The sequence below is a fragment of the Streptomyces sp. NBC_01016 genome (assembly GCF_026341035.1).
Lineage (GTDB): Bacteria > Actinomycetota > Actinomycetes > Streptomycetales > Streptomycetaceae > Streptomyces.
In genome coordinates this window covers 876,073-897,672 of record NZ_JAPEOQ010000001.1, presented here as the reverse complement: position 1 = coordinate 897,672, position 21,600 = coordinate 876,073, and the positions used below count along the sequence as shown (strand labels likewise).

20 protein-coding genes and 3 pseudogenes are annotated in these 21,600 nt (G+C 69.2%); 9 read left to right on the top strand and 14 right to left on the bottom strand.

The genetic code is table 11. From position 1 onward, the window contains the following. Window positions 1-58: 58 nt before the first annotated feature. The 6 genes and pseudogenes from OG746_RS04225 to OG746_RS04195 all read left to right on the top strand — a co-directional run bounded on the left by OG746_RS04225 (window position 59) and on the right by OG746_RS04195 (window position 4,364). On the top strand, window positions 59-385 hold the full coding sequence (locus OG746_RS04225) for a hypothetical protein (RefSeq protein ID WP_266711647.1): 327 nt from the start codon (window positions 59-61) through the stop codon (window positions 383-385). Window positions 386-1,402: 1,017 nt separating this feature from the next. After that, entirely contained in the window at window positions 1,403-1,840 is a 438-nt protein-coding gene (locus OG746_RS04215) for a hypothetical protein (RefSeq protein WP_266711645.1), read from the top strand. A gap of 124 nt (window positions 1,841-1,964) precedes the next feature. Beyond that, on the top strand, window positions 1,965-2,471 hold the full coding sequence (locus OG746_RS04210; RefSeq protein ID WP_266711643.1) for a GNAT family N-acetyltransferase: 507 nt from the start codon (window positions 1,965-1,967) through the stop codon (window positions 2,469-2,471). Between the two features lie 540 nt (window positions 2,472-3,011). After that, window positions 3,012-3,157 (top strand): annotated as a pseudogene (locus tag OG746_RS04205) (IS256 family transposase); the annotation flags it as partial. A gap of 351 nt (window positions 3,158-3,508) precedes the next feature. Then, window positions 3,509-3,835 carry a hypothetical protein gene (locus OG746_RS04200; RefSeq protein ID WP_266711641.1) on the top strand — a complete coding sequence of 109 codons (327 nt, stop codon included), beginning with the start codon at window positions 3,509-3,511 and terminating at the stop codon, window positions 3,833-3,835. 163 nt (window positions 3,836-3,998) lie between these two features. Next, the gene (locus OG746_RS04195) at window positions 3,999-4,364 is read left to right on the top strand and encodes a VOC family protein (protein ID WP_266711639.1); all 366 of its coding nucleotides are present in this window, start codon (window positions 3,999-4,001) and stop codon (window positions 4,362-4,364) included. 128 nt (window positions 4,365-4,492) lie between these two features. Here OG746_RS04195 and OG746_RS04190 read toward each other — a convergent pair whose 3' ends face one another. The 13 genes and pseudogenes from OG746_RS04190 to OG746_RS04130 all read right to left on the bottom strand — a co-directional run bounded on the left by OG746_RS04190 (window position 4,493) and on the right by OG746_RS04130 (window position 17,344). Next, on the bottom strand, window positions 4,493-5,167 hold the full coding sequence (locus OG746_RS04190; RefSeq protein ID WP_266711637.1) for a response regulator transcription factor: 675 nt from the start codon (window positions 5,165-5,167) through the stop codon (window positions 4,493-4,495). A 32-nt stretch (window positions 5,168-5,199) separates the two neighbouring features. After that, window positions 5,200-6,492, bottom strand: coding sequence for a sensor histidine kinase (locus OG746_RS04185; protein ID WP_266711635.1), 1,293 nt, complete (start codon window positions 6,490-6,492; stop codon window positions 5,200-5,202). 10 nt (window positions 6,493-6,502) lie between these two features. Further along, window positions 6,503-7,129 (bottom strand): hypothetical protein, encoded by a 627-nt coding sequence (locus tag OG746_RS04180; RefSeq protein ID WP_266711633.1) that lies wholly within the window; start codon window positions 7,127-7,129, stop codon window positions 6,503-6,505. A 419-nt stretch (window positions 7,130-7,548) separates the two neighbouring features. Beyond that, on the bottom strand, window positions 7,549-8,682 hold the full coding sequence (locus OG746_RS04175; protein ID WP_266711631.1) for an alpha/beta hydrolase: 1,134 nt from the start codon (window positions 8,680-8,682) through the stop codon (window positions 7,549-7,551). Between the two features lie 163 nt (window positions 8,683-8,845). Beyond that, the gene (locus OG746_RS04170; RefSeq protein WP_266711629.1) at window positions 8,846-9,922 is read right to left on the bottom strand and encodes an IS110 family RNA-guided transposase; all 1,077 of its coding nucleotides are present in this window, start codon (window positions 9,920-9,922) and stop codon (window positions 8,846-8,848) included. A 302-nt stretch (window positions 9,923-10,224) separates the two neighbouring features. Next, window positions 10,225-10,710: pseudogene (locus OG746_RS04165) on the bottom strand (transposase); the annotation flags it as partial. A 115-nt stretch (window positions 10,711-10,825) separates the two neighbouring features. Continuing rightward, entirely contained in the window at window positions 10,826-11,209 is a 384-nt protein-coding gene (locus tag OG746_RS04160) for a hypothetical protein (RefSeq protein ID WP_266711627.1), read from the bottom strand. Between the two features lie 399 nt (window positions 11,210-11,608). Further along, window positions 11,609-12,010 carry a VOC family protein gene (locus OG746_RS04155; protein WP_266711625.1) on the bottom strand — a complete coding sequence of 134 codons (402 nt, stop codon included), beginning with the start codon at window positions 12,008-12,010 and terminating at the stop codon, window positions 11,609-11,611. Window positions 12,011-12,069: 59 nt separating this feature from the next. Continuing rightward, window positions 12,070-12,606 carry a SulP family inorganic anion transporter gene (locus OG746_RS04150; protein ID WP_266718706.1) on the bottom strand — a complete coding sequence of 179 codons (537 nt, stop codon included), beginning with the start codon at window positions 12,604-12,606 and terminating at the stop codon, window positions 12,070-12,072. 3 nt (window positions 12,607-12,609) lie between these two features. Next, window positions 12,610-14,502, bottom strand: coding sequence for an alkyl/aryl-sulfatase (locus tag OG746_RS04145; protein ID WP_524540370.1), 1,893 nt, complete (start codon window positions 14,500-14,502; stop codon window positions 12,610-12,612). A gap of 780 nt (window positions 14,503-15,282) precedes the next feature. Next, window positions 15,283-16,506 carry a glycosyltransferase family 2 protein gene (locus OG746_RS04140; protein WP_266711623.1) on the bottom strand — a complete coding sequence of 408 codons (1,224 nt, stop codon included), beginning with the start codon at window positions 16,504-16,506 and terminating at the stop codon, window positions 15,283-15,285. Beyond that, a complete protein-coding gene (locus OG746_RS04135) occupies window positions 16,493-16,750 on the bottom strand; it encodes a hypothetical protein (protein ID WP_266711621.1) in 258 nt (85 codons plus the stop codon). The genes OG746_RS04140 and OG746_RS04135 overlap by 14 nt, the downstream gene beginning before the upstream one ends. Window positions 16,751-17,191: 441 nt before the next feature. After that, a complete protein-coding gene (locus OG746_RS04130; protein WP_266711619.1) occupies window positions 17,192-17,344 on the bottom strand; it encodes a hypothetical protein in 153 nt (50 codons plus the stop codon). 57 nt (window positions 17,345-17,401) lie between these two features. On the opposite strand from OG746_RS04130, the pseudogene OG746_RS04125 reads away from it, so the two are divergent. The 3 genes and pseudogenes from OG746_RS04125 to kynU form a co-directional block, all read left to right on the top strand. Further along, window positions 17,402-17,545: pseudogene (locus tag OG746_RS04125) on the top strand (DUF3151 family protein); the annotation flags it as partial. A gap of 153 nt (window positions 17,546-17,698) precedes the next feature. After that, the gene (locus OG746_RS04120) at window positions 17,699-18,541 is read left to right on the top strand and encodes a tryptophan 2,3-dioxygenase family protein (protein WP_266711617.1); all 843 of its coding nucleotides are present in this window, start codon (window positions 17,699-17,701) and stop codon (window positions 18,539-18,541) included. Further along, window positions 18,534-19,736, top strand: coding sequence for a kynureninase (gene kynU, locus OG746_RS04115; RefSeq protein WP_266711615.1), 1,203 nt, complete (start codon window positions 18,534-18,536; stop codon window positions 19,734-19,736). Before OG746_RS04120 ends, kynU begins: the two co-directional genes overlap by 8 nt. Before the next feature lie 1,184 nt (window positions 19,737-20,920). Here the strand turns inward: kynU and OG746_RS04110 are convergent. Further along, window positions 20,921-21,553: a TetR/AcrR family transcriptional regulator gene (locus tag OG746_RS04110; protein WP_266711613.1), complete on the bottom strand. Its 633-nt coding sequence runs from the start codon at window positions 21,551-21,553 to the stop codon at window positions 20,921-20,923. Window positions 21,554-21,600: the final 47 nt, after the last annotated feature.

The window sequence follows — 21,600 nt, the reverse complement described above, 5'->3', positions numbered from 1 at the left end:
GCCGAGACTGGGCGTGACGACTCCGCACGAAGTCTCAGCTCGGTCGCTGTAGCGGGGGTTGCAGCGCAAGTACTACGTCACCCGGCAGGCGTCGGGTGGGCACGATCTGGGCCAGCAGCACATCGTCGACCAGGTGGTCGACGAGCACGCCGCCCTCGACATCTCCTATGCGATGAGCCGTGGGCTCCTGGAACCGACCGGCCTCGCGGGCGGCATGCCCGCAACGCTCTTCCGATCACCCTGGGACCGTCCTACGCTCGCACCTAGAAGGGGAATTGGGCTCACACCCATGCCCCGGGCTCCCTGCCCCCGAGCCATGACGACCGAGGCCGGCTGGAGCCGCATCACCGACAACGCGGCTCCAGCCTCCGCCCTCCGCACGTGACCGAGCGGCGAGGCAACTCCCGCAGCCTCGCCCCCACGCCAGGAGGGCACCCCGCGCGAGGACCGAGAAAAGGGGAGCCACGGTCCCGCGCGTCCCCTGTTGCCGCCGCATCTGCGGCGGCAACAGGGGAGCTTCGCAAGCCTCCGACCATCGCGCTGCGCATCTGAGGCATTACGGCGTTCCGGTTGGGCCGCCGAGGGAAGGAATCGTCGGACCAGTCCCCGTGGCTCCGACGCATTCCCGCGACATCGGCGCCACGGCCGGGGCGGCACCAGCCGTGGAGGGGAGCCCGTCACTGCCGGTACCACCCACTTCCAGGTTCCTCTGGAAAGCCCGCCCAATCAGTTACGGCCCCGCGCATTTCCTCTACGCCATGAGGCCGCACGACAACCGGATCCCAGACCAAGTGCGCGGTGTCCGCCGCCGGACGGCCGACCGCGGACACCAGGCGTCCCAGGCTGACTGCCTAACCACGGAACACGGCAGTCCGAGTTCCCGGCGCCAAGCACGCCACACACTCCCTGGCGAACCGGAAGTGACACAGCAAGCAACTGGAGGGTACGCAGGCCCACCAGAACTCCACAGACGTTCTGCGCACCTGAAGCTCACGGCCTGCAACGGCTTCAGCCAGGTCGCGAACGGTGAGACCTCTTTCCGCCGGGTGCCGGAGCGGCTGATCGGTCGAGGGTGTACTGGTTGCGCCGTCCGACCCGTCGCCGATTCAGATAGCCGGCCTGTTCGAGTTCGACGACGACCTCGACCGCCCGCTCGGTGATCGGGCGGCCCGGCCCCGTCCTCGCCTATGCAGACCCGGCGACGCCGCTGATAGAGCAGTTGCCTTCCCGCTGCTCACCGGCACGTGCGGACGCAGACAACGGGACGCCAGTGATCGGTGATCCGCCGGTGGGAAGGCAGGGCCCAGGGCGGGAGTCCACGAACCCGGGGTGTTCGACGGCGAACAGGGTTAAGTTGTGCGCCGAGCCGGGAGAAGATCCCCGGCCAAGGGGAGGGGCAGACGTGGAGCAGAGCAGGCGGGACGGTGTCTCGCGTCGTGGGCTGATCAGAGGCGGGCTGTTGACGGTGGCGGCTTCCGGTGTGGCGGTGGTCGGCTTCGCAGGACCGGCGAGCGCGGCCGTGGTCAATCTCGGCCTTGACCGCCAGGGTGCCAAACGGATCCAGCGGTGGATCCTCACCATGTACGGCTACACGGGCTCGGTCGACGGGGCGCTCGGGGCCAGCAGCTGGAAGGCGATGCAGCGATTCCTGGCCACCTGGCCCAGTCAGCCCTCTCCCTACAAGGGAGCCATCGACGGCGTCGTGGGGCCCAAGACGATCGTGTCGCTCCAGGCCAACCTGAAGAAGTTCTACGGCTACAAGGGTGCTCTCGACGGCATCGCAGGATCAGGGACCAAGGCCGCGTTCTGGCGCATGGCCTACTCCAACCCGGCGGTCTGACTGGCTGAGCATCGTGAGTGGCCCGGCCCGCCAGGGGGTCAGGCCGCTCGCCTTCTGGTAGGCGTTGTGCAGGCCCGCGTCGCGAATCCGCATCGCGCCGGACCTGGTCGGTGGGGATGCGGGCATGCCGGAGGTGCTTGTCTTGGTCAAGGTTGAGCTGAGACTCGTCGTGCGTGATCTGACGTCTGCTGATCTGGCGTCGTGCTCATGGGCAGGGTCCGACCACCATCTCCGAGGCGTCGCAAAGCAGTTGAAGCGAGCTCAGGCTGGTGACGTCGATTACTTGGCCGTCTGCACGCCCGCGAACATTCCGATCGCGAAGGGCGGCGTGGACTACCGGGCCTCAGAAGGTGCTGGAACTCTGTGGCAGCTGGCCGTCCATCCCGCACTGCAATCGTGTGGAATCGGAACCGTCCTCATTGAGGCTGCGGAACAACGCATCAAGGACCGCGGCCTGCGGCAGGCGGAGCTGGGCGTGGAAGAGGACAATCCGCGGGCTCGCGCCCTGTACGAACGGCTGGGCTACATCGCGTACGGCAGCCGGCCCGACTCGTGGGACGAGCAAGCCCCCGACGGAACACTGCGCCGATACGAGACCATGTGCACACTGATGCGGAAGTGCTTGTCGTAGGCGGCGCTCCGGTTGGTTGTCCTGGGCGCGGGAGCGGTCTCCGCGTGCGGACGTGGCGGGCGAGGAGGACTCCCTTTCGTGCCGGTGGACAGTTTGCGCACCAATCGCGCACCTTCGGTCAAATAGCTTCATGTGGAACGTAGTTGAAGGACGCGACGTACGCTGACGACTCACAGGCAGGCTCAGGGGAAGGGCAGCCAATGGGCGACGAAGCAGAGCCGACGTTCGGGGCGCTTCTTGATGCTGCGGTACTCGGGTGGCGATTGGACGAGATACGGGCGGGGCGACTGGAGGCGAACGCCGACGACCGCCTCATCCTCAGAAAACTCGGTGTATTTCAGCGAATGCGCAGTGAAAGCCGGTGCGTCGGCAAGGCGAGGCCAAGGAGTTGGGAGTCCGTTTTGGAGGCATCCGAGCGCCACTCCAGCCGTGCTGAGCCCGGAGGTTCTGTGCCGCGTGATGGTGAGGATGGACAGGCCACTTCATAGCGGCGCCTTCGTGGCGACCCGTGCTCACCCGTTTTGCCGATTGCACCGTCTGCAGGCCGAGCTGAAGTGCGTCTGCCTGGCCGTCATGAGCCTGGATCCCACGGCACCGGACGCAATCGCTGGACCATGCGCTGGAAGGCCGCGCTTCAGGCCTTCGACATCACCCTCGACGGCCGACTCGCCGCAGGCCGCAGCTAAATCAACCCGACCGCGCTCCACCGATCGCTGCACAGACCCGCACCCTCAGCTGAGCCTGCGGACTACCGTTAAGTGCCCGGACGGCAGGTCAACTTGGGGGAGTGGTGCGTGAAGACACCTGCCCGCACCGATCGCGTGAAAGGCGCGCCCAGATCCTTTGGGGCGCTGTGCCTGCTGCTCGCTGTCCTTCTGCCCGCGTGTTCGTCAGGAAAGTCCACACCGGACGCCGCCGGCACAGACCGCACACCGAAATCCCGTTCGGCGGCCACCAACGGAGGTGGGACCTGCGGCCCGGGAACCAGGTCTGGTCGCCTCCCGACGTGGGCCGCTGACAGCTTCGGACCCCGCAGCGTGCCCCACTACGCGCTCGGTGAGCACAACCGCATCCTGGCGGTCCTGTTCGGCTATCCGTACCACGCGCCGTCCGGCGGCAGCGCGAGAACGAACAAGATCCGCTGGGTGCCGCGCGACGACGCTCCCGGTGATGCGCGGTTGACCATCGAGGCCACACTCGCGAATCCGGCGCAGCGGGTTGCCCGCGTTGTGGATCTAGGTTCCTCGATCGTGGACCTGCCCCAGGCCGGATGCTGGCGGCTCTCCCTGTCATGGCCTGGTCACACGGACCGTGTATATCTCGACTACCAGCCACGGCAGGAAGAAGTGCCCGATGGCACGTGAGCGATGAGCCGGTGGGCTCACGTTGCGGAGAGCTCTTCCGGCTTGGGTGAAGCCGGCACTCAAGTCCTTCACCAGCGGTCCGTCCGGCGGAGCGAGTTTGCCGATGAGTCCACCGCCCTCGAACGGTCTGTCCAGCGATACGACCGTTCTCGACAGGGGTGCCATGTCCACCATCCAGCCAGTGATCCTGACTGCCGACCAGGACGTTCTGCTCGGCTTCTATACGGAACTGTTCGGGGCCGAGGAGATCTTCCGGGTGCCGGAGAAGGGCCCGGTTTTCTACCTCGGCTTGCGCATCGGCGACACCGACCTCGGGCTGGTGGCCAAGGATGACCCGGGAAGCAGGGCGGCGCCCCGGATCCTGCTCAGCATCGGTGTCGACGACGTCGAGGCGACGCTCGGCCGGGTGGAGGCGTTGGGTGGCTCGGTCACCGGCGGCCCCAACGACATGCCGTGGGGACAGCGCGTCGCCCACATCAAGGACCCCGACGGTAACGCGGTGAACCTCACTCAGCCGACCCCGGCCTGATGACGCTGGTTCGGGGGCTTGTGCAGGGCGTGGGCTGCCTGCGATAGAGGTCATTTGCAGGCAGTGGCTTTGATGCTCGCGACGACCTCCTCGCGGCTCGGCGCCGCGGACCCGACGGAGACTCGGGGCTACGCGCCGCCGGTCTCCAGGTAGCGCAGCACCGCCAGCACCCGCCGGTTGTCGGTGTCGGAGGGTGGTAGGTCGAGCTTGGTGAAGATATTGGCGATGTGCTTCTCGACCGCACGCTCGGAGACGACGAAGGCCTCCGCGATGGAGGAGTTCGTCCGGCCCTGGGCCATCAGGGACAGCACCTCGCGCTCGCGCGGGGTCAGGGCGTCCAATGCCGAGGCGCGGCGGGCGGCGCCGAAAAGCTGGGCGACGACCTCCGGGTCCAGGGCGGTACCACCGGCCGCGACCCGCCGCAGCGAGTCCACGAACTCGCCGATGTCCATGACGCGTTCCTTCAGGAGATAGCCGATTCCACCGCCGTCACTTCCACTGCTTGTGCTCCGACTGCCGAGCAGGCGGTCCGCGAACTTCGTCTCGACGTACTGCGAAAAGATCAACACGCCAGTGGCGGGATACTCCTGACGGATCGTCACAGCAGCGCGCAGGCCCTCGTCGGTATGGCCGGGCGGCAGCCGGATATCGATCACGGCGGCGTCCGGACGGTGCTCGGCGACGGCGGTGAGCAGGGCCTCGGCGTCCTCGACGGCGGCGGCCACCTCCACGCCGCGCAGGGCGAGGAGTTGGGCGAGTCCGTCACGCAGGATCGCGGAGTCCTCGGCGATGACGACGCGCATGGCCGGTACCTCTGCTGTCTGTGATCAGTTGTTCATCTGGCGGGCAGGAGGACGGTGACCACCGTAGGCCCTCCGGAGGGACTGTCACAGGTCAGGATGCCGTCCACGGTGCGGACCCGGGCCAACAGACCGGTCAGCCCGCTGCCCGCACCGAGGACCGCCCCGCCGCGGCCGTCGTCGCGGACGGCCAGCCGCAGCGCACCGGCCGCCGCTCCCGACCCGGCGGCGACATCGATGGACACTTCCGAGGCGCTGCTGTGCTTGACCGCGTTGGCGAGGAGCTCGGCGGCGCAGAAGTAGGCGATGGACTCGATCGCAGGGGTGGGGCGGACGGGGATGTCGGCGGTGAGGGTCACCGGCAGCGCACTGTCCGCGGCGAGAGTGGCCAGCGCGGCGTCCAACCCCTGGTCCAGGACGGGCGGGTGGATGCCGCGGACGAGGTTGCGGAGATCGACCACGGCCTGTTTCGCGTTGCCCTGGGCGGTGTGGACGACTGCGAGCAGCCGGTCGCGGTCGGCGTCGGCGGCGATCAGTTCATGAATCAGCGTCAGATGCATCCCGAGGCCGACCAGACGCGCCTGTGCGCCGTCGTGCAGATCCCGCTCGATACGGCGCAGCACGGCCGCCGCGTCGTCGACGGCCTGGGCGCGGGTCTCCTCGAGCGTGCGGATGCGCTGGTCGGCGGCGCCCGGGCCGAGGAGGGAGCTGAGTAGAGCCCGGTGCGGGGCGAGGGCGTGGCGCAACAACCACGGGGCGGCCAGCAGGAGCAGTAGCCCGGCCGCGACGGCCACCACCCAGCGCGGCCAGGAGTCGAACTCGACACCCATGACCTGCAGTGATACGTGCCGTACGGAACCGTCGGCCGCGCGGACGGTGACGTAGTTCCAGTGCTTGAGGACGGGATGCAGGGCCAGCAGCAGCCCGTACACGTAGCCGATCGTCACGGCCGCGACGGGCAGGGCCGCGGTCAGGGGCGCGGCGAGCGCGCAGCCCACCGCGCGCCAGCCGGCCCGGGCGCCGAGCGCGGCCCGCCGCCAGCCGAAGACTCCGGGCTCGCTGCGCAGCACCGGCGGCTCGATCGCCATCCCCAACAGGGCCTGAGCCAGTGCCCGTTGGAGAATTCCCAGGGAGAGCGCGCCGCGCACGGTCAGTGCGATCAGCCACGGGCCGAGCGGGGTCACCGACAGCAGGCCGCCGAGGAGCAGGCCGGTGACGACGAGCAGGGCCCCCGCCACGGCGAGGGGCAGCACGAGGAGTGTGTACAGGAGAGCGGTCAGGCTTCTGGGGGCGAAGGGGGTGGTGACGAAGGTGCGTAGGCGGCGCATGGGACTCAACTTAGATCTGATGGGCGACCGGGAGGGCCAGTGCGGCACCCACGACGACGACCAGCAGGGCCAGGAGTACGGGCGTGAGCACCCCGGTGCGGCGGCCGCCGAGGAGGCAGGCGGCCAGCCGGCCCTGGAGCGCGGTCAGGCCCCGGCCGATCCACGGCATGAGGAGGAGGAAGCCCAGCCCGCCGAGGGCGTGCAGACCCCAGACTCCCGCGAGGGTTGGGCCGCCCCAGGCGTGGGTGGGGTCGGCGTCGCCGAGGCTGATGAGGGGACGCAGCGGCCAGCCGAAGTTGAGCGGCACCGTCGACCAGCCGTAGCCGGTGAGCACGGCGGCTATGAGGTTGAGCGGCAGGCTGATCACTGCGTGTGCCAGGGCCCTGGGGCCGGTGTGCGCCGGCTCCGCAATCTGCAGGCCGAGCAGCCGCCGGGCCAGCCCGCGCTGGACGCGGCCGGCCGGACCGCCGACGAGCGCCAGCGGTACGCACAGCACGCCGACCGGCAGGGCCAGCAGCAGGTACGCCACGCGCCGCCAGGTCGCTGCCCGGCACGGCTCCCGCAGGACCGCCCGCGCTCCGCGTCGGATGGACGGAGCGGACAGGCGGGCCGGGGCCGGGGAAGCTGATGTGACCATGGGAATGCACCTCACTGTGAGCTGGACGAACGCGATGCCTCCAGCTTTCCGGGCGGGCCCACTGTGGACGATGGTGCCCGCACGTAACCCGGTGGTTCGGTTTTCCCCACCCCATGCCCCCCTCGCCCGCCCCCTCCACCTCTCGCACCATGCCCCCACCCGTGCTGAGCTCAGCGTTCCCCGGGCGAAACCGTGGGGATGCGGGTGACGCGGAGCGGCTTGAGGTCAAGGATGTGGTTGTAGAGGGCGCCGACGGAGACGCCGAGGAGCTTGGCAATCGACCCGACGCTGTTGTCGGGGTTGGGCAGCAGGTCGCGGGCCTGACGCAGCAGGTCGGCGTTGACGGCGTTGGGGCGCCCTCCGACGCGGCCGCGGGCCCGCGCGGTGGCGAGATCAACGCATGATCGTGTGACGAGTTCTTAGGCCGGATTCTTCCGGGCCGTCACCCACGCGGCGAAGTCCTCGATGCCGCCGATGAGCGCCTCGAACCGGAATGAGTGGAAGAGGTCGAAGGCATGGTGCGCGCCAGGCAGTTCGACGTACACGACTGGCGAGGCGGAGGCGGAGCGCAGAGCGGTGACAAGTGCTCTGGGATTCTCGGTGTCCACCAGCTCGTCCAGGTCCCCGTGCGCGATGAGGAATGGCGGTGCATCCGTCCGGACGAGGTTTACGGGCGAGGTCGCCGGGTCTCCGTCGAAGTACTCCGCGAGAAAACCGTTGAGCACGACGGCGGCGGTCACGGAGGTGTCCGCCTCCTCGAACCCGGGCTGGTAGGCCGGTTCATTGGGGGTGAGTGCTGCCTGCGCCGCCATGTGCCCGCCTGCGGAGCTCCCCGATACGAACACGGCCGCCGCAGGCGCCGCGCCGTATTCCGCTGCGTGTTCGCGCGCCCAGGCGATGACCTTCTTCGCGTCGATCAGATGGGCGGGATGCGGGAAGTCGGGGCGCAGCCGGTAGTTGGCGCTGATGCAGACCCAGCCCTGGCTGGCGAGCCGGTAGAGCAGGGGCAGCGACTGAGTGTTCTTCCGCCCCTGGTCGTAGTGGCCACCATGGAAGTGGATCATTACGGAGCCGCCCTCGGGGCACGAGCGGTGGTGGTAGACGTCGAGGAGGTTGCGACGGCCTGCGTCCCCGTAGCTGAGGTTGCCCACCCGCTTGACGTCACGGCGGCGGCGGAAGACGGGCCTGAACAGGATGCGTGCCAGCGGCGGCCGGCGGTGCGTCCCTGTCCCGGCGCCGAGCGCGTCGTCCAAGGCGACACGCACCACGGACGCCGCCCGCATCCCGCGCAGGGTGACCACCATGAGTCCGGCAGCCGCGGCCCCCGCCACCCCGACGTTCACCCGGTCGGAGGTCGTGGTGATGTCGCCTTCCGAGAAGGCCAGTGCCGTCGAGGCCGCCAGTGCGTAGAGAGCGACGTGCGGGATCTCGTTGAAGACCAGGCCGAGCCGGTAGCTGAAGTAGAAGAGCGGTTTCGGTCCGCGTATGCGAGCCAGGCAGAACACCACGATCAGTACGGCCAACACCACGGTCACCAGATAGCCCACAGCCACCACAGCACCCCGTTCGACACTCGACCTGACAAACCCCTCCTGTGCTATCACGGATGGAATGGTGCGGGAGGGTGAAGTGCCCGCTGCGCAGGTGCACTTGAGGTTGCTGACCGTCCAAGCAGCAGGCGAGAGAACCACGTTGGGGGGCGTCCCTATGAAGCTTCTATGTCTCGTCAACCCCCAATTTCGCTGCGGTGGCGTTGAGGTGGCGGTAGAGGCGTCGGGCGAGGTAGCGCTTGAGGCAGCGTCGGATCTCACGGTCTGTCTTGCCTTCGGCCCGTCGGCGGTCAACGTAGGCGCGGGTTTGCGGGTGGTGCACCATGCGGACCATCGCGATGACGTTCAGAGCGCGGTTGAGACGCCTGTCGCCGCCGCGATTGAGGCGGTGGCGTGTGGTGTTGCCGGAGGAGGCGGGGATGGGACTCACTCCGGCGAGGGCGGCGAACGCGGCCTCGTCGCGAACCCGTCCCGGGTGGGACCACGCCACCAGGACGGTGGCGGCGGTGACGGGGCCGATCCCTGTTTCGTCAGGGAGGCTGGCGGCCGGACTGGCGTCGACGAGCTCACCCAGCCGGCTCATGGTGTCCGCGATTTCGGCATCAAGGGCGACGATTCTCTTGGCCAGACGGACGGCCTCGGTACGGGCTGTCGTGACGGCGAGGTCCTCCTCACGCGGGCGCCAGCGGGCGATTTCGCCAATCTGCCTGGTGCTGAGGGAGCGACGGGCGTCCATGCCGAGGTCGGCAATGCGCACGAGGGCAGTCAAGGCGTTCACGGCCCTGGTCCGCTCGCTGGTGAGCTCGTCCCGGGAGGTGAGGAGGATCTGTGCTGCCGCCCGGACCCCCTCGTCCAACCGAGGGGTGCGCAGCTGGTGTTCGGGGAGCGGGAGCACGGCAGCGGCTATCCGCCGGGCGTCGATCGAGTCGGACTTGCCGATGCCGTGGCGGCTGGCGCGGCCCATTCTGGCGGCTTCGACCACCTGGTAGCCGGCCCGTGCCGTCTGGCGGGCGATCTGGGCTCCGTAGCTGCCCGCACCCTCGATGACCCACAGTGCGCCGAGGTCCCCACCGGTGCGGCGTCCGGCCCAGTTGATGGCTCGGGCCCTGCCCGCGTGGGTGTTCGGGAACGCTTCCGTGCCCAGTTGCTCACCGTTGGCGGCGAGCACGGCGTAGGTGTGTGTTCTGGCGTGGGTGTCGACGCCGATGACGAACGAATGCGTGTGGGCGACAATGGTGTTCACGCGATCACGGTTCCTCTCCGTGAGGCAGTGGTCCCGGTCGCTGCGGACCGGCGCTGTGCCCGGGAGAGGTCACTTCGAGGCAGAACTGTGACGGGCCACGGCCCTTTTGGGCCGGGCATGCTTCTTATCAGGCCACCGAGGTGGGCCGGGTCGGCGCCGGCCGCCCGCCATAGTCGGGCAGTTCATAGGCAAGGCACCCTAGAGGGGCCACTTTAGTCACGAGCCACGACCACGACGAGGCGACCGACGTCAACCCTGCCAGCCGGTCCCGGACCAGCCAGATGAAGACTCACAGACTTTGGTCAAGGGGCAATCGGGGTTGGTGGTTGGTAGAAGGTGCCGTCGCGGAGCATGGCGAAGAGGACGTCGGCTCGGCGGCGGGCGAGGCAGAGGAGGGCTTGGGTGTGGTGCTTGCCCTGGCTGATCTTCTTTTCGTAGTAGGTGCGGGATTGCGGGTCGGCCAGGGCGGCGAAAGCGGAGAGGAAGAAGGCTCGTTTGAGCTGCTTGTTTCCTCTGCGGGAGGGCTGTTCGCCGCGGATCGAGGACCCGGAGCTGCGGGTCGCGGGGGCGAGGCCGGCGTAGGCCGCGAGGTGGGCGGCACTGGGGAAGCGGGTGCCGTCGCCGACGTCGATGAGGATGCGGGCGCCGGTCCTGATGCCGATACCGGGCATCGAGATCAGGACCTGGGAAAGAGGGTGGGCCTCCAGCAGTTCCTCGATGCGGTGGGCCAGGAGTTTGCGCTGGTCGAGCACGGCCTGGAGCGAGTTGGCGAGGCTGGGGACGATGAGGCCCAGGACGAGGTCCACCGCCAGATACGACAGGAACTGGCCCTGATACGCGGCCGACAGGCTCGCACGGGCGGAGCCCGGGGGCCCACCACCACGGCGGTGGACCCGAACAGCGCTATGGACAGAGCCAGGAGAGTGCGGCGGCGCGCCTGCGCACCAGGAGGTTCTGCGTCCCCAGGCCGATCGCCAGGTATGCGTAGAGCGACGCGCTCCCCAGGAGCCCGGTCCCGGCCGCGTGGTCGATCCACAGTGCCAGCCCGATGTGCACCCCACCCGAGGCGAGCCACAGACCAGTCGTCGCTGCCGTCCCCTTGCGCAGCACCTCGCTCTGGGGTCCACGCCAGATCTCCACGGTCCGGGCCCTTGCCACGCCGAATGACGCCGCGATGGCCAGGCTTGCCACCAGGAGGGCAACGGTCAGCGTGGTCAGCGGGCGATATTTGACGACCGAGCCGATACCGAACGCGATCCCGATGGCACCAAAGGCACCGACTGCCATTGGAGTGACCAGCGATCCGGCACGCGAAACGGGACGGGTACGCAGCTGCTGCCGTATTACCAGGCCGACGACCACCACGGCTATGACGAGGCCAGCCTCTCCACTCGTGTTCTGCACTTCAACTCCCCCTAGAAGCATCGCTGTCCAACCGCAGCATCCGCACTGATCATCATGCGAGGCGCACACGGAGCCTCAGCGACCAGACGTTGGTTATCGGCACGGCCTGCCGGGTTGTTCCGCAAGGCCGTTCAGGCACTTCGTGGACTCAGCCTGTCCTTGGTGGCATACCCGCCGGCCGCGTTAGGTCTGGATCATCCATCGTCGGCCGTCGAGGAGTTTTCGCGCCGCGTCGAGGTGGCCGGCAGAGGTGTGTCCGGGGCCCGAGGCCAAGCGGCGCAGTCACTGGGCAATTTCCCAGATGTGGCCGCCGGGATCGCGGAAGCTGGCGGTCCGTATGCCCCAGGGCCGGTCCATGGGGCCGTTGAGCAGGGTGACACCGCGGGCGACCAGTTCCTTGCACATCGCGTCCACATCGTCCACCGGCAGGGTGAGTTGGAGACGGGAGCCGACGTCGGCCTGGGCGACGCGAGCGGGCGCGATGAGCTCGGGTGCTGCTGTGATCTTCAGCAGGTTGATGATGGTGTTGCCGAACTCGAAGACAGCCGAGTTGTCATTCTCGTAGGCCACCGGTAGCCCGAAGACCTCACGGTAGAACTGCTTCGTGGCGTCGAGATCCTCGACGAAGAGAGTGATCGCACTGATGCCTTTGGTCCATGAAGGAGTGTTAGCCGCTTCTGTCACAGCTCCAAAGGATCTACGAGCGGGCGAGCTATGCATAGAGGTCGGGTGGAGCGATGTTCTTATGACAGGAACGGTGAACGGATCAAGGGGCGTGTTCCCCGGCCACCGACCGCCGAGGGAACACGATCATTACTGCTGCCGGTGGCGTCCTTGAGGACGCCGGTGACGATCTGCAGTGCGATGCCGGTGGTGAAGCCGGTCATCACGGCTGTCGATACGAACGACATCACGGAGCCGAGCTTCAGCAGCCTCATCAGCAGCATGACCACGCCGACCAGGATGGTGAGGGTGGTGACCATCAGGGCGGTACGGGCGAACACCGAGCCGACGATGGTGGGGACGACGCCGGACCATAGGCCCAGGGGCGCGGCGAAGCCTCCGATACCCGCGTAGGCCATGCCTTCGGGGATGGAGAACAGGCCGGTGGCGAAGCCGGAGACGACGTCGCGTGCCGTCGGACGTCCGAGCCCGGCTGGCTTGACCGGTGGCGCCGGGTTCTCAGGCGAAGGGGTGGGGGCCGCGGGGTCCCGCTGTCGGTCATGATCGCCCTCCTGGACGGCACGTGCCGGGCGCGGGCCCGTCGAACACCTGGCAATAGGTCAGGGGGTGACGATGGGGAAGTCCGGGTCGCCGGGATCGAGTACGGCGGTGAGACGCTGGAGCGCCGACGTGTCGCCCTCGACCTGGACACCGGCCCGGTCGAGGCTCTCCGGGGTGAGCCCGGTGACAGCCAGCTCCGACAGGGCGTGGACGGTGCTGGTGAGGGTGACGTCCGCGGCGGTCTTCTGCGTCGCGGCGCTGTAGCTGAGGACGCCGTTGGACAGGGTGAGGCGGTACCGCTCGTCGGCGTCGGTGAGGCGGACGTCGACCGTGAGCTGTTCGTCCCACGCCTTGGGGCCGTCGATCTGGATGGCGATGGCGTCGAACAGCATCGTGGGGGTGAGGTGGGCGACGACGTCGGGGGACGCGGTGACGGTGGGGGTGCCGAACTGGCCTGCGCGCAGTTCGGTGGTGCCGGAGAGGTAGAAGTTGCGCCACGTGCCGTTCTCCGCGCCGTAGCCGAGCTGTTCCAAGGTGTTGGCGAGCAGTTCGCGGGCCGCGGCATGGGCGGGCTCGGCGAAGACGACGTGGCTGAGTACCTCGGCCGCCCACCGGTAGTCGCCCGCCTCGAAGGAACCGCGCGCCTTGTCCACGACGGCGTCGGCACCGCCCATGAACTCGACATAGCGTCGGCCGGCTTCAACCGGAGGGTGCTGCCACAGGTGGGCCGGGTTGCCGTCGAACCAGCCCATGTAGCGCTGGTAGATGGCCTTGAGGTTGTGACTGACCGAACCGTAGTAGCCGTGGGTGTTCCAGGCGTTCTCCAAAGCCGGGGGCAGTTCCAGGTGCTCGGCGATCTCGATGCCGGTCCAGCCCTTGTTGATCAGCCGCAGCGACTGGTCGTGCAGGTAGCCGTAGAGGTCACGCTGGACGCCCAGGAAGCCGACCACTCGTTCGCGCCCCCAGGTGGGCCAGTGGTGCGAGGCGAACGCCACGTCCGTCGTCTCGCCAAACAGGTCGATGGTCTCGGTGAGCGCGTGCGACCAGGCGTGGGGGTCACGGACCACGGCGCCGCGCAGCGTCAGCAGATTGTGCAGCGTGTGGGTGGCGTCCTCGGCCGTGCACAGGGCCCTGAAGTCGGGGAAGTGGATGAGCAGTTCGGCCGGCGCCTCGGTGTTGGGGGCCATCTGGAAAATCATCCGGATCCCGTCGACGACCTCCTCCTGCCCCGTCTCGGTGACGATCAGGGTCGGCGGGATCAGAGTGACCGTGCCGGTGGAGGTGGTCTGGCCGAGCCCGGCTCCGACCGCGCCCTGGGGGCCGCGGGCGAGTGCGGCCCCGTACATGTAGGCGGCGCGCCGGCCCATCGCGGTGCCCGCGTACACGTTCTCCGCCACGGCGTGCTCGGTGAAACCCTCCGGCGCGATGATCGTGACCCGGCCGGCGTCGACGTCCTCCTGGGTGGTGACGCCCTTGACGCCGCCGAAGTGGTCGACATGCGAGTGCGTATACAGGACACCTGTTACCGGACGTTCGCCTCGGTGCTCGCGGTACAGGGCCAGGGCCGCAGCGGCGGTCTCCGTGGAGATCAGCGGGTCGATGACGAGGACACCGGTGGCGCCTTCGACGAACGTGACGTTCGACAGGTCGAGGCCGCGCACCTGGTAGATACCCTCGACCACTTCGAACAGGCCCTGTTCGGCGACCAGTTGGGACTGACGCCACAGGCTCGGGTTCACCGTGTCGGGAGCATCGCCCTCCAGGAAGGCGTACGTGTCGTTGTCCCACACGACGGCGCCGTCGGCGTCGGTGACGGCGCTCGGCACCCTGCGGGCGATGAGCCCCCGCGAGGCGTCCTCGAAGTCCTGGGAGTCGGCGAACGGGAGGCGCTCCCGCATCTCGGCCTGCTGCTGGGCGATGGGCGGCTGCACGGCCTTCGGCGTCAGATTCATATCGTTAGATTCACACCAGAAAGCGACAAAACGCCGCCGCGACTCACCCCGCCCTCTTGAGGTAGGCCGCCTCTGGACAGTGAAGCCGAGCACAGCGAAGGACGCCCCGCGAAGCCCCGGCGATGGCCCTTGCGATCAGTCACAACATGAGCCGGTGCGGCTGCTGCGGACCATGCCCACAAACATCAGGCCCCAGCCGCGGCCTCCCACCTACGGAGCTGAAGGGCCCGTCGCCTCAAGGCGGCGCGGTTACGAGATTTCATGATCCTCGTGTGGAAACGTTCCTGCGGTGAGCAGGCTGCCGCCGCGTCCGTCGGTTCCCCTCCTGTGCGCCGGCGGCGCTTGCTTGCGCCCAATGCGGATCGAGACCCTGGACCACAACTCGTCTGCCCGGGGCTTCGGCGTTCTGCTGATCCGCCCGATTCGCAGCCACCCTGGAGAGATTTGAAGTGCCTCACTGACGGGAGGCAACGTCAACCTGCGGTGTACCTTCGCATCGGCGCTTCGCCTGCATGAACGGTGCGTGAAGGCGCTTTGGTTCCTCGGGGATTCGTCAATTCGCTGCCAGAACGCAGAACTTGGCGGTTGGTGCATCGTTACAGTGGCGGGGCTCCGCTGCGGGTACCTGACGCGGAGTGAGCGTTCTGGGGAAGTGCACACACCTCGCGGCTGGGCTCTCTCCTTGGGGGTCAGCCTCGCTTCCTCGAACCGGCGGGGCTGGCCCGCCCCCGACCCCAACGAAGCCGCCGCCGGCTTCGGTTGTTCGGCCGCTTGTAGGCGTCAGGTCGAGCTGCGGGCGAGGTCCCACACGACCCGCTTCTTGCGGGGCCCGCGCACGAGGCCCGGGGTCTGAGAGCGGATCGCCGCCAGGGCGTTGATGGTCCAGTACGCCAGCGGATAGAGCGGCAGCAGCAGCAACGCGTACGGGAGTTTCGGGTCGAGGTGCAGGTCGACCAGGGCGGCGACGCTCACCTGGATGGTAGCGATGACCGCGATGCCCAGGCCCCACGCCAGCAGTGCCTTGAAGTGGGCGTCCTGCGGGGCGATCAGGTAGTGCACGCAGCTGTAGACCGTGGTGCACAGCATCAGCACCACCCACACGTAGGAGAGCAGCGCTTCGATGGCGATCGGCCACAGGCGGGCGTTGCGTGGTCGCAGGACCGTGGTCAGGTGAGTGCGCAGCACTTCTCCCTGGCCGCGGGCCCAGCGGGTGCGCTGGGCCCAGATGCCCCGGATGTCCTGTGGCACCTGCATGCCGACGAGGGCGTTGGGTGCGAAGCCGGTCAGGTAGCCGGCTTCCATGAGCCGCCAGGTGAGTTCGATGTCCTCGGTGGCCATGCTCGGGTCGTAGCCGCCGACCTCGAGCACGGCGTCGCGCCGGAACAGGCCGAGGACCCCGGCCACGGTGCCGACGTGTCCGGCGAGGCCGTGGGTGCGACGCATCAGGCCGATCAAAGAGGCCGTCTCCAGCATCTGCATGGTCGTGATGACGCCGCGGCGGTTGGTGACGCGGGGGCTGCCGGCGAACGCGGCGTAGCGCGGCGAGCGGGCCATCCCGGCGGCGAGGTGTTTGATGGCCAGGGGGTGCAGATGGGTGTCCGCGTCGGTGACCATCACCAGGCCGTGCCGGGCCCGGCGCATTCCGTCGTTGAGCCGGTCGGCCTTGCCCAGGTTGACCCCGTCGTCCCACACGGAGATCCGTGGGTCACCGGCTGCTGCCGCCTCGGCCGTGGCGACCGTGGTGTCCTTGGAGCCGTCGTTGAGGATCAGCACTTCGAGGTTCGGGTAGTCCACCGCGCGCAGCGCCTCGACACAGCGGGCGATCACCATCTCCTCGTTGTAGGCGGGGACCAGGACGGTCACGCCGGGCCAGCCGCCCGGTGGTTCCACGATCTCGGGGTGCTCCTCGCGCAGCCGGAAGATGACGCCGCCCGCGATCCACGCGGCCCCGGTGACCACGGGGTAGAAGGCCAGAAAGATCAGAACGAGGTCAAGCAGCTTCACGGCGCTCCTCTCGGCTCCTGAGTGCCATGCCCCAGGCCAGGAGGAGCGAGAAGGCGACGCACGAGACCGCAGTGACGAGCAGCAGCCGGACCACGATGTGCGTGTGCCCCAGCAAAGCGATCGCGAGATAGCCCGCCGCGATCCACACCAGTGCCCCCAGGGCGAAGGCGACCGCGCGGCGCGACCGGGAGGCGGGCCGAATGGGCTCGAACTGGACCTTCGAGCGCTCTTCAGTCGTGTGCATGCGTCTCCCCTTCTCGTCGCATGATCGCCGGGCGTGCGCGGAACCAACCTCAGGGAACGCAAAACTCAGCAAATGGCTGTTTAAAGATGTAAGTGTACACAGCGGACAAAATGGACGGTAGGTAGGTGGTATCGACCGATGAGCGGTTCGGCATGCCGCTTCGCGGTTCGGCCCCTCGACAGGACTCGGCGGGTCGCCGGACTGCCTGGCAGTCCCGTTACTTATGTCGCCATGGATGTCGCGGGCTGGTCAGTTTGAGCGTGCCGTTGAGGCGAGCCGGGAGCAGGGTTCGCCAACTTGCCGTCAGGTCATGACGGCGACTGCGAACTGCGTGTACCTCAATTGCTGTGAGGGCAGGTGACCATGGTCAACAGCTTCACCCGCGAAGAGTTCGACGTGTGCGCCGTCGAGACGGTCGACACCCGACCGTCCTCTTGTGCGCTACTCGGAGGCGCCGGTGGCAGGTGCCTCGCCTGTCGGGGCCTTGTCGCCCGCCCATTCCGTGGAACAGATTCTGGCGAGGTCCAGTACCCACTCGATGTCCCGTTCGGGCAACTGGGCTGCGACGCTGTCCAGCCATTCCTGCTCGGTCATATTCAGACCCTCCCAGGTCAAGACGAGTTACGGGGACAACTTCCGCCGTTCTCCTGAGAGCACGAGCCCAACCGCGGCTTCCTGCGCGCGCTGCACGCCCTCGCGCGGGCCGCGGGCGAGATCGGTGAGCAGCAGGAGTACGAGCGCTGCACGCAGTTCCTGAAGGACTCCTCGGAGGCGGCGGCGCAGACGCTGACCTGAGGTTTTGTGGTGCTGTGAGGCCCGCCCGGTCCATTGTGACCAGGCGGGCCTTGCCGTTTCCGGGGACGATTGCGGAGGATGCCCGTGGGGACCGGGGCCCCGTGTCGGTAACGGCAGGGCGGACCGCTACCCGGAGTACAACAGGAGACAGCGATGTCCCACGACGCGGATCACGAGGCGGAAGTCCCCGCCACCCCGCATCTCGACTTCGCGGGCACCACGCCCTACGAGGACTACGTCCAGGCCGACGTCCTCACCCACCTCCAGCACCTGCGCTCGGACGATCCCGGCGAGATGGTCTTCCTGGTCACGACCCAGGTCATGGAGCTGTGGTTCACCGTCATCGTGCACGAGTGGGAGACCGCCTCGCGGGCCCTGTCCGCCGATGACGTGCCGACCGCCGTGGCCGCGCTGAAGCGCTCCGTACGGGAGTTGCAGGCGCTGAACGACTCCTGGCGGCCGCTGGCGCAGCTCACTCCGGCCCAGTTCAACTCGTACCGGTCCGCGCTCGGCGAGGGCTCCGGATTCCAGTCGGCGATGTACCGGCGCATGGAGTTCCTGCTCGGCGAGAAGTCGGCGTCGATGCTGGTGCCGCACCGCGGCGCGCCCCGGGTGCACGCCGAGCTGGAGAAGGCGCTGCACCAGCCGAGCCTGTACGACGAGGTGCTGCGGCTGCTCCACCGGCGCGGGCACGCCGTGCCGCGGGCCGTGCTCGACCGTGACGTGTCGAAGAAGTACGAGCCGTCGGCGGAGGTCGAGGCGGTGTGGACGCGCCTGTACGCGGGCGACGAGAACGATGAACTCGCCCGTCTGGGCGAGGCGTTGACCGATGTCGCCGAGCTGGTGTGGCGCTGGCGCAACGATCACCTGGTGGCCACGCGGCGCGCGATGGGCGCGAAGGCGGGCACGGGGGGCTCCGCCGGTGTGGCGTGGTTGGAGAAGCGGGCGCGCGGCAACGTGTTCCCCGAGCTGTGGACGGCGAGGTCTCATGTCTGATCTGTACGAGCGGGCGCGTGAGCTGGATGCGAAGGATGAACTCGCGGGTGTGCGGGGGGAGTTCGTTCTGGATGACGCGGTTGTCTATCTGGACGGGAACTCGCTCGGTGCGTTGCCTGCGAACGTTCCGGGGCGGGTCGATGACGTCGTCCGGCGGCAGTGGGGCGAGTTGCTGATCCGGTCCTGGACCGAGTCGGGGTGGTGGACCGCGCCCGAGCGGATCGGCGATCTGATCGCGCCGCTCGTGGGCGCGGGCAGCGGGCAGGTGGTGGTTGGCGACTCCACAAGTGTCAATGTTTTCAAGGCACTTGTGGGTGCGGTGCGGTTGTCGGGTGGGCCGGAGGTCGGGCGGGACGAGATTCTTGTCGACGCTGCCACGTTCCCCACGGACGGCTATATCGCGGCCTCCGCGGCGCGGATGACGGGTTGTTCGGTGCGGGCCGTGGAGCCGGGGGAGGTGCCGGGGGCGCTTTCGTCCCGTACGGCGGCGGTGCTGCTGAATCACGTCGACTACCGCAGCGGGCGGCTGCACGACCTGACGGCGCTGACGGCGGCGATCCGGGGCGCGGGGGCCATCTCGGTGTGGGACCTGTGCCACAGTGCGGGCGCGCTGCCGGTCGGGCTCGACGCGCACGGGGTCGACCTCGCCGTCGGCTGCACGTACAAGTTCCTGAACGGGGGGCCCGGTTCACCCGCGTATCTGTATGTGCGGCGCGAGCACCAGGCTGCCTTCGACTCGCCGTTGCCGGGCTGGAACTCGCACGCCGAGCCGTTCGGGATGCGTTCCGAGTACGAGGCCGCGGACGGGGTCGTACGAGGGCGGGTCGGTACGCCGGACATCCTGTCGATGCTGGCGTTGGAGGCGGCCCTTGAGGTGTGGGCGCGCCCCGATGTCTCGGTCGACGCGGTGCGGGCCAAGTCCCTTGCGTTGACGGACTTCTTCGTGGAGTGCGTCGAGGCGTACGTTCCCGGGGGCCGGGTCGAGGTGGTGACGCCGGGGGCGCACGGGGAGCGGGGGAGTCAGGTGGCGTTGCGGTGTGCGGATGCGGGGGAGGTGATGGGGCGGTTGATCGCGGCGGGGGTCGTCGGGGACTTCCGGGCGCCGGATGTTCTGCGCTTTGGCTTTACGCCGTTGTACCTGTCCTTCGTGGATGTGGAGGGGGCGGCGCGGGTGTTGGCGCGGGAGCTGTCCTAGCGTCACCCGCTTCGGTGGCCGGGTGTGGGTGGGGCCGGCCGCCGTGGGGGCGGGGTGTGGTTGGTTCCGGCCACCGTGCGGCGGGGTGCGGTTGGTCCCGGCCGTCGTGCGGGCGGGGTGGCGGCTGTCGGTGCGGTGGTGGGTGCGCGGCACCGGTGCTTTCGGTGGTGCCGGTGCTTTGCGGTGGCCCCGGCGCTTTCCGGTGACCCCGGTGCCCGCTCATCTCCCACCCGCCCGCCCCCTCCAGGGGCGTCGGCCCGTCCGGGGCCCGGGCGCTGTGCCGGGGCGGCGCCTGTTCGGATGGCTGCGCGGCGCAGGGGCTGTGCTCTGCCGGGGTCGGCGCCTGTGGTGTTGGGTGCGCGGCACCGGGGTGCCGCCTTGCCCACCCTGCCGCCCCAGGCGGCAGATTGCCCAAGGCGGGGGTGGCGTCGACCGCCAATGGCGGGGGAGCCGTGCCTGCGGCAGATTGCCCAAGGCGCGTGCGGCCGACCGCAACGGGTGGGGAGCCGCGGTTGGCGGGGTTCGCCCAAGGCGGGGGCGGGGTCGGCCGTCAGGGGTGGGGAGTCGTGGTTGGCGGGGGTGCCCGTGGCGGTAGTGGTCGTTCGCAGCGAGTGGGAGGCCGTGGTTGGCGGGGCCTGCCCGAGGCGGCGGCGGTCGACCGTGACGGGCGGGGAGCCGTGGTTGGTGGGGCTGCCCATGGCGGGGGCGGCGTCGTTCGCAAGGGGTAGGGAGCCGTGGTTCGCGGGGGCTGTCCGAGGCGGCGGGGGGTTGTTCGCAAATGGTGCGGGCCATGGTTAGCGGGGGCTGCCCGAGGTGGCGGCGGTCGTTCGCAAACCGGTGGGGAGCCGTGGTTCGCGGGGACTGTTCACGGCGGTGGCGGTCGATCGCCACGGGTGGGGAGCCGTGCGTGGCGGCAGGGATCAGCCCGGTGTGGGCCGGGACGGCCGGGCCCGGAGGCTTCGGGCCGGAGCCCCCGGAGGGGGCGGGTGGGTGGGAGATGGGCGGGCAAGCGGCCCGATGTCCGTTCGGCCCATACGGTGGCCCGGTGGCCCGGTGGCCCGGTGGCCCGGTGTGCGGCGTTCGGCCCATCGGTCACCCCGCCGACCCACCCCGCCGACCCACCCCGCCGACCCACCCCGCCGAGCCGCCCCGCCGACCCACCCCGCCGAGCCACCCCGCCCCCCTCACCCCACATAAACCCCCGCCACCGCCCCCGCGACAGCCCCCGCCACCGCGCGTTCCGCGTCCCTCTCCGTGGGGGCGGCCCCCGTCGTCAGCAGGCGGTAGTACAGCGGCGCGGACACCGCGCGGATGACCTCGGACGGGTCCGTGCCGGACGGCAGTTCGCCGCGGGACACCGCCTGTTCCACGCAGGGGGACCACTCGGCCACCCGGACCTCGTAGAAGTGGGCGAGGGACGATGCCGTGCGTTCGTCGCAGGCGGCCGCGGCGATGACCGCGCGGAACAGGGGGCCCTGCCGCGCGTCCGCCAACGTGCGTTGCACCAGGCGGGCGTTGGCGGTCAGGTCGCCGTGGAGGGTGCCCGTCTCCGTGCGGGGGAGCGACTCCTGGGCCATCTGGTCGAGGAGGTCGGCGACGAGGCCCGTGGGCGAGCCCCAACGCCGGTACACCGTCGTCTTGCCGACGTCCGCGCGCCGCGCGATGTCGCCCAGGTCGAGCCGGTCGAAGCCGTGCTCGGCGAGGACGTCGCCCGCCGCGTCGAGCACCGCCGCGCGGACACGGGCGGTGCGCCCGCCGGGACGGAGCGTGCCGGGTTCGGGCGCATCGGTGGACGCGGCGCTCTGCTCGCTGCTCATGACCGCCAGGGTAACGGAACGAAGGAACCGTTTGTGCGGTCACTGTA